Genomic DNA, 4,567 nt, shown 5'->3' on the forward strand with positions numbered 1-4,567 from the left:
GGGCGGGGGGGGGGGCGGGGCCGACACCCTCACCGTGCTGCCCTTCGACTCCGCGCTGCCCCCGGGCGAGCTCGGCGTGTCCAAGTCGTTCTCCGACCGCATGGCCCGCAACACCCAGCTGCTGCTGCTCGAGGAATCCCACCTCGGCCACGTGCAGGACCCGGGCGCCGGCTCCTGGTACATCGAGTCCTACACCGCCGAACTCGCCGCCAAGGCCTGGGAGTTCATGCAGGAGCTCGAGCGTGCGGGCGGCTACGAGCGGGCCCTCGAATCCGGCAGCCTCGCCGCCGCGATCGCCGAGACCAAGGCCACCCGCGATCGCGACGTCGCGCACCGCAAGACCGCCGTCACCGGCGTCAACGAATTCCCGAACCTGGCCGAACAACCGCTGTCCGAGCAGGCGCGCCGACCCGAGACGATCGCCCGCTACGGCGCGGCCTTCGAGGCGCTGCGCGACCGCTCCGACGCCTATCTCGCGGCCAACGGCGCCCGCCCCAAGGCCCTGCTGGTGCCGCTGGGCACGGTCGCCGAGCACAACGTCCGCGTCACGTTCATCGCCAACCTGCTCGCCTCCGGCGGCATCGAATCGGTGAACCCCGGACCGCTGGCGGGCGACGAGGCGATCACCGCCGCCGCGAAGGAGGCGGGCGCGCCGATCGCGGTGCTCTGCGGCTCCGACGCCCGCTACGGCACCGACGCGGGCCCGGCGGTCGAGACGCTGCGCGCGGCCGGAGTGCAGACGGTACTGCTCGCGGGCCCGGCGAAGGCCGTGGCCGAACTGGGCGAGGAGCAGCGCCCGGACGGATACCTCACCGCCAGGATCGACGCGGTGGCCGAATTGTCCGCGCTGCTGGAGAAGGTGGGAGCCTGATGACCCTCAGTCATGTCGAACAGCCGGGCGGAACGGCGGACCCGGTCGGCAGCTTCGCCGACGTGCCGCTGACCGAACACGAACCCGAGGCCGCCGCGGTCGACGCCGCGAAGGTCGAGGAATTCGTGCGCGAAGCCGCCGAGGCCAACAACTACACCCCCGAACAGCTGACCTGGTCGACCCCCGAAGGCATCGACGTGCCGCCGGTGTTCACCAAGGCCGATCGCGACGCCGTCGTCGAGGCGGGCTATCCGCTCGACAGCGTGCCGGGTGTGGCGCCGTTCGTGCGCGGCCCCTACCCGACCATGTACGTCAACCAGCCGTGGACCATCCGCCAGTACGCGGGCTTCTCCACCGCCGCCGACTCCAACGCCTTCTACCGCCGCAACCTGCAGGCCGGTCAGAAGGGCCTGTCGGTCGCCTTCGACCTGGCCACCCACCGTGGCTACGACTCCGACCACCCGCGCGTGCAGGGCGACGTCGGCATGGCGGGCGTGGCGATCGACTCGATCCTGGACATGCGCCAGCTGTTCGACCAGATCCCGCTGGACCAGGTGTCGGTCTCGATGACCATGAACGGCGCCGTGCTGCCCATCCTGGCGCTGTACGTCGTGGCCGCCGAGGAGCAGGGCGTCAAGCCCGAGCAGCTGGCCGGAACCATTCAGAACGACATTCTGAAGGAGTTCATGGTCCGCAACACCTACATCTATCCGCCCAAGCCCTCGATGCGGATCATCTCCGACATCTTCGCCTACACCAGCGCGAAGATGCCGAAGTTCAACTCGATCTCCATCTCCGGCTACCACATCCAGGAAGCCGGCGCGACCGCCGACCTGGAGCTCGCCTACACCCTCGCCGACGGCGTGGAATACATCCGGGCAGGCATCGACGCGGGCATGGAGGTCGACAAGTTCGCCCCCCGCCTGTCGTTCTTCTGGGCCATCGGCATGAACTTCTTCATGGAGGTCGCCAAGCTGCGCGCGGGCCGCCTGCTGTGGAGCGAGCTGGTCTCGAAGTTCGAGCCCAAGAACACCAAATCCCTTGCCCTGCGCACCCATTCGCAGACCTCCGGCTGGTCGTTGACCGCCCAGGACGTCTACAACAATGTGGCGCGCACCTGCATCGAGGCGATGGCCGCCACCCAGGGCCACACCCAGTCCCTGCACACCAACGCCCTCGACGAGGCGCTGGCGCTGCCCACGGACTTCTCCGCCCGCATCGCCCGCAACACCCAGCTGCTCATCCAGCAGGAGTCCAACACCACCCGCCCGGCCGACCCCTGGGGCGGCTCCTACTACGTCGAATGGCTGACCCACCAGCTGGCCGAGCGCGCGCGGGCACACATCGCCGAGATCGAGGCCCACGGCGGCATGGCGCAGGCCATCTCCGAAGGCATTCCGAAGCTGCGCATCGAGGAAGCCGCCGCCCGCACCCAGGCCCGCATCGACACCGGCCAGCAGCCGGTGATCGGCGTGAACAAGTACCAGGTCGACGAGGACCAGGCCGTCGAGGTCCTCAAGGTCGAGAACTCCCGCGTGCGCGCCGAGCAGATCGAGAAGCTGCGTCGCCTGCGCGCCGAGCGCGACCAGGACGCCGTCGATCGTGCCCTGGCCGAACTCACCCGCGCCGCCGCCGCCACCGAGGGCGGCATGGAGAACAACCTGCTGGCCCTGGCCATCGACGCCGCCCGCGCCAAGGCCACCGTCGGCGAGATCTCCGACGCGCTGGAGAAGGTCTACGGCCGCCACCAGGCCGAGATCCGTACTCTGTCCGGTGTGTACCGCGACGAGGCCGGAAAGGTCACCAACATCACCAAGGCGAGCGAGCTGGTCGAGGAATTCGCCGAGGCCGAGGGCAGGCGTCCGCGCATCCTCGTCGCCAAGATGGGCCAGGACGGTCACGACCGAGGCCAGAAGGTGATCGCCACCGCCTTCGCCGACCTCGGCTTCGACGTCGACGTGGGCCCGCTGTTCCAGACCCCCGAAGAGGTGGCGCAGCAGGCGGCGGACAACGACGTGCACATCGTCGGCGTCTCCTCCCTCGCCGCGGGCCACCTCACGCTGGTGCCTGCCCTTCGCCAGGCACTGGCCGATGTCGGTCGCCCCGACATCATGGTCGTGGTCGGCGGCGTCATCCCGCCCGGCGACTTCGACGAGCTCTACCAGGCGGGCGCGGCGGCCATCTTCCCGCCGGGCACCGTCATCGCCGACGCCGCGATCGACCTGCTCGGCAAGCTGGCTGCCGAACTGGGTCACGAACTGGAGGGTTCCGCGGCGGAATGAGTGAACCGGGTTCCGCCGCGCCCGTGCGGGCGCGGCGGAAGATCGACGTAGACGAACTCGCCGCAGCCGTCCGGCGCAACGACCGGGCGGCCCTGGCACGGGCGATCACCCTGGTCGAATCGACCAGATCCGATCACCGGGCACTGGCGCAGCAGTTGTTGCTGCGCCTCACCCCCGAGAACACCGACTCGTCCACCGCCGTGGTCTCCAACCGCGTCGGCATCACGGGCGTCCCCGGCGTCGGCAAGTCGACCTTCATCGACTCGCTCGGCATGTACCTGATCGGCAAGGGCCACCGGGTCGCCGTCCTCGCGGTCGACCCGTCCTCCACCCGGACCGGCGGCTCCATCCTCGGCGACAAGACCCGCATGGCCCGCCTGTCGGTGGAACCCGACGCCTTCATCCGCCCGTCACCCACCGCGGGCACCCTCGGCGGCGTCGCCAAGGCCACCCGTGAAACCATCGTCCTGCTCGAAGCCGCCGGCTACGACGTGATCCTGGTCGAGACCGTCGGCGTCGGCCAGTCCGAGGTCACCGTCGCCAACATGGTCGACGTGTTCTGCTTCCTCACCCTGGCCCGCACGGGTGATCAACTCCAGGGCATCAAGAAGGGCGTCCTCGAGCTGGCCGACCTCGTCGCGGTCAACAAAGCCGACGGCAAGCACGAGATGGAAGCCAAGGCAGCCGCCCGTGAACTCGCCGGCGCCATGCGACTGATCCACCCGCGCGACGCGCTGTGGCGGCCCCCGGTCATCACCATGAGCGGACTGGAAGGCATCGGCCTGGACAAGTTCTGGGACACGGTGCTCGAGCACCGTCGTGTGCTGACCGACGCAGGTCAGTTCGACGAGAAGCGTCGCCGGCAGTTGGTCGACTGGACCTGGACCATGGTGCACGACCAGCTGTTGCGCCGCCTCGCCGAAGCCCCCGAGGTCAAGGCGATCCGCGCCGATGTCGAGCAGCAGGTACGCGACGGAACGCTGACCGCGGCCCTTGCCGCGGAACGGCTGCTCGACGCATTCGACTCGTCGGCCGGGCGGAGATAGGGGTCTGTCTGCGGTAGCGGACTGTCTCTTTGCCGACGCGAGGTGAAACGGCGTGAGGGAGCGGCGATGCTGGAGTCTCGAGGGAAAGTGAATGCAAATCGGCCTGGTGGCTTGTAAAGTCGCAGGTCGGCAAGTGTGCTCCCCGCGCATGCGGGGATGAGCCCCGGACGGAGTGCTCGGTCTGCAGCTGGGCGATGTGCTCCCCGCGCATGCGGGGATGAGCCCACGCGCGCGTCTGTTGCGGGGCGGGCGGACTGGTGCTCCCCGCGCATGCGGGGATGAGCCCTCTGCAAGGTCAACACCGACCTCTACAACATGGTGCTCCCCGCGCATGCGGGGATGAGCCCACATCGGCCTGCGCTTCTTTC

At 69.3% G+C, this 4,567-nt stretch carries 3 protein-coding genes; all 3 read left to right on the forward strand.

What is annotated here, in order from left to right; all coding sequences use genetic code 11:
- Positions 1-871, forward strand: an 871-nt coding sequence (locus QH283_RS14720; RefSeq protein WP_280503563.1) for a methylmalonyl-CoA mutase family protein, incomplete at its 5' end; no start/stop codon positions are given.
- Positions 871-3,153 carry a methylmalonyl-CoA mutase gene (gene scpA, locus QH283_RS14725; protein ID WP_280503564.1) on the forward strand — a complete coding sequence of 761 codons (2,283 nt, stop codon included), beginning with the start codon at positions 871-873 and terminating at the stop codon, positions 3,151-3,153. The genes QH283_RS14720 and scpA, both read left to right, overlap by 1 nt.
- The gene (gene meaB / locus QH283_RS14730) at positions 3,150-4,199 is read left to right on the forward strand and encodes a methylmalonyl Co-A mutase-associated GTPase MeaB (RefSeq protein ID WP_280503565.1); all 1,050 of its coding nucleotides are present in this window, start codon (positions 3,150-3,152) and stop codon (positions 4,197-4,199) included. The genes scpA and meaB overlap by 4 nt, the downstream gene beginning before the upstream one ends.
- Positions 4,200-4,567: the final 368 nt, after the last annotated feature.

The sequence above is a fragment of the Nocardia farcinica genome, from assembly GCF_029867845.1.
Classification (GTDB): domain Bacteria; phylum Actinomycetota; class Actinomycetes; order Mycobacteriales; family Mycobacteriaceae; genus Nocardia; species Nocardia farcinica_A.